General features: G+C 56.9%; 4 protein-coding genes. 2 read left to right on the top strand and 2 right to left on the bottom strand.

Going from position 1 to position 3,373, the window contains the following annotated elements; all coding sequences use genetic code 11:
• The coding region (locus tag C5S61_RS27020) for a hypothetical protein (RefSeq protein ID WP_205701338.1) at positions 1-315 on the top strand (315 nt) is incomplete at its 5' end.
• A 257-nt stretch (positions 316-572) separates the two neighbouring features.
• Here the strand turns inward: C5S61_RS27020 and C5S61_RS01170 are convergent.
• Positions 573-755: a hypothetical protein gene (locus C5S61_RS01170; protein ID WP_124033361.1), complete on the bottom strand. Its 183-nt coding sequence runs from the start codon at positions 753-755 to the stop codon at positions 573-575.
• Between the two features lie 71 nt (positions 756-826).
• Between C5S61_RS01170 and cas2 the strand changes: the two genes are divergently transcribed.
• The gene (cas2, locus tag C5S61_RS01165) at positions 827-1,111 is read left to right on the top strand and encodes a CRISPR-associated endonuclease Cas2 (RefSeq protein WP_205701337.1); all 285 of its coding nucleotides are present in this window, start codon (positions 827-829) and stop codon (positions 1,109-1,111) included.
• Here the strand turns inward: cas2 and C5S61_RS01160 are convergent.
• Positions 1,108-2,919 (bottom strand): WYL domain-containing protein, encoded by a 1,812-nt coding sequence (locus tag C5S61_RS01160; protein ID WP_110513302.1) that lies wholly within the window; start codon positions 2,917-2,919, stop codon positions 1,108-1,110. The two genes, cas2 and C5S61_RS01160, sit on opposite strands and share 4 nt — an antisense overlap.
• Positions 2,920-3,373 lie beyond the last annotated feature (454 nt).

Below are 3,373 nucleotides of genomic sequence, written 5' to 3'. Positions count from 1 at the left end.
AGCACAACGGGCGGTGAGGCGGGTCTGCTCACAAAAAAACCACGCACCAGCGTGGTGATTGGTCAGCGGCGGCGCGGATCAGCGAAAAATCCCGTCAAAACCTCTCAGGAATTCGTCCAGCCCTCCTCGTCGTCGGGGCAGGGTGTTGAACCAATTGCGGCAAGGAGCTCCCATGAGTTTGCTCTCGTTTTAAACCCCTCGTCGTCGGGGCAGGGTGTTGAACACCCACTACTGAACAACCGTCAGCGCCTGCCACCCGTTTTAAACCCCTCGTCGTCGGGGCAGGGTGTTGAACTCTTCTGTGTCCACTTTTAAAAATGAATCTGCTCTGCTAGTGGCTTCCAAGCTTGTTTACTTACCATCAATAATTGTCATTTACCTATGCTATTTATTATGGTCAACTTGATTTTGGTATTCAATCAAGTCTGTGTCCATGTATTGTAGTGTACAAGGCTTGTCAAGCCCGGCAGCAATTGAATTTCCCCACTATAACGAAGCCTATTCAGCAAACAACGACACCCACGTAAGCGCCGTTGTTTGCCAACAAGTCATCCCAATCCTGTCCGATTAACCTAAATAATCAATAATCCCATAATCAGCAGCGCAATCAACAGGCTGATCCACTGAAAATAGTGGGTGGGAGCTACCTGCACCTGCGGTACTTGGGTTGCAGCAAGCAGTGCTGGGTTTGGGTTATCGCTCGTGCTGCTTGATTGCTCGATGCCAATCAGGCCCTGCACAACATGTTTGAGCAACAATGGGTCGAGCGGTAAGCCTTGATCTCACCGCGACCAAGCCCAAAATTCAACGCATATGAGGGTTGACCATGAGCATGTTCATTTTAATTAGTTACGATATCCCCCACGATAAACGCCGCAGTCGGATTGCCAAAACCCTCGAAAATTTTGGCACGCGGGTGCAATACAGCGTCTTTGAATGCAATTTGACCGGAAGCCAATTGGCCACAGTGCGCAGCCAACTGAGCGCCATCATCGTGCCAAATGAAGATAGCATTCGTTTTTATTTGTTGCCGAAAGATGCGGTGACGGCAATCGTTATTCTTGGCCAAGGTGTCGTTACCCACGACCCGATCTTCTACTGGACTGATTAATTGGTGCTAGCCTCGATTGCTAGCATGCGATCAAAGCGAAACGCCCGTTCTTCCTGCCGCAGTGAGCACCAACCGCGCACGCCAGTGCTGGTCAGTTCGAGTGGGCGAATCGTGCGCCTGCTGATGCGATGGGCCGCTGGCGTGTAGTAACGCACGGTCAAACTTTGTCCAGCCCGAATCGCCTGCCGCACTGCGTGCCGTGCCTCTTCTGCTGGGATCGGCGCTGGTGGCTGTTGCCCAACCGCGAGCAGGCCATCGGCGCTGGTAGATTGCGGCGCGAATGCTTCCCACTGCTCGTTGATGGCACAGCGCTGCTCAAATGTTAGTTCGCCAAGCAGCTGCTGCGCCTGCTGTTGAAAGGCCGTGGCATACCGTGGAACCTGCTGCGCCGCAATCCGCAGCGCCAACACCAAGGTTTCCGCATCGGCGGGTGGTGGATTACGCTGCGGCGGCAAGATGCCAATCGCTTGGGCAACCTGTGGCTCCGCACCGGCGCGGACTACCCGTTGGGTTGCAGTCCAACCGGATTGCAGCCGATCGCGCATGCCACGTTGCGCTTCCATGGCGGTTAAATCCTCGGCGCTCCCTTCGATCAGCGTGACCTGGCGCATGCGCACTGGTGGACGGGCCGCGACTGTTGCCAATGCCGCTGCCACAGCCGTTGGACGCTGCGCATACCAGCCATCAAGCGGCTCCCAAAACCCCGTCAGATCGCCAGTCTGGTGCATGCGGCGCTGCATGGATACCACGCTGAGCCGCCAGCCATGCTCGGTTGCTTGGCCCCAATACTGTGCCCACCAGCGCAGTAACGGCGGCAATTGGTCAGTTGCAGGCAGCAATAGCCCATCAAACGACGGCGCAACCAGCGTCACCGCTGCCCAGCCATGCCAAAACACCCAACCCCGCGCAATGCTCAGCACTCCTGCTGGTTGCAGCACCGTGCGTAGCCACAGCCGCATCAATTGCCGACGTTGATCATCTGGCAGCGTGCCCCACGCCGCATGTTCCCAAAGCAAGGCCACGACATCATCAAAGCGCCGTGGCAATTGCGCCTCCATCAGCGCTACGAGGGCTTGCCACAATCCAGCCCAATCGGGATTACGCCACGCAGGCAGCCCACTGCTTGGCGGCGAACAGCACACAATCTGCTGCTGGAGCAGGCGAGTCTGTTCGGTCAAACTCGCTTGGAGCCAGGCAACGCCGCGTGGAGTGGTACGCCACTGATCGAGCCGCAACACCAGCCAACCAGCTGCCTGAGCAAGCGTGCGCGCAAACGAGGTCGGCATAGTTGCAGGCTGCGGATCAAGCGAACCCTGAATCAGCAGTTCGGCGACCGCGTGAAAGAGCGTTTGCAACGAAGCTGGCACAGGCGTTGCTGGTAGTGCCTGTGTGCGACGCAGCCAGCGAGACCTATCGCGCAGCAACACTGTTTGGCGAGCGTGCGGCGTGCGGATGGTCAGAATTAAGCCCAGCACTGCCAAGCGTTGGAGCGATGAGAGGCTGGCGAGCGGTTGCCATGGAGCCTGCCAGCGCCAAAGATCGAGCGTTTCGGGCGCGGGCAAGGGCTGCGTGCCATTCCAGAGGGCGCGCAATAGCTCATAATCAGCAGCGGTCAGCGAGCGCCGCACGAGCTGGCGATAGGCAGGGGTTGCCCAGTGGTGCTGGATAGCAGCGGCAAGCTGATTGCGGGTCTGTGTCCGTTCACGGCGCAGGTGGGTATAGTGCGCGAGGGTGCGCAAGGTCCGAATGGAGACACGGGCAAGAGCGCAGGTTACGGGGAGCTTGACAGGTATGCGAGAATAGAGCATAACGAATCCTTTGAGTGGACACAGACGCACGAACAATGCTGCTTCAAGTTTACCATAATTTTTATTGGACTGCATGGCATGATTCTTGTGGCATGCACGCAGGCTGGCAAGCAGCACGAGCAGCGGCACGATTACGAAAAGTGGACACAGCGGAGTTCATATCACTGCCCCGACGACGAGGGGTTTAAAACGTCCAACAGGTCGTTCATGTCATCGATGGCCGCCTGTGTTCATATCACTGCCCCGACGACGAGGGGTTTAAAACCTTCCATTCTACGCAGGATATAAAACATCTCTAACCATTGTTCATATCACTGCCCCGCCGACGAGTATCGTATAAACATGTCAAGTGGCGCGAATGAAGCCGCACGATCATGACCGCAGCCCTGCTGCGGTTTTTTTGTGGGTTCTGCTGGAGGGCTGGTGTGGGACACCACCGAGGGAGTGGCAACAC

The organism is Herpetosiphon llansteffanensis (assembly GCF_003205875.1).
Classification (GTDB): Bacteria; Chloroflexota; Chloroflexia; order Chloroflexales; family Herpetosiphonaceae; genus Herpetosiphon; species Herpetosiphon llansteffanensis.
This window is presented reverse-complemented; position numbering and strand designations above follow the sequence as displayed.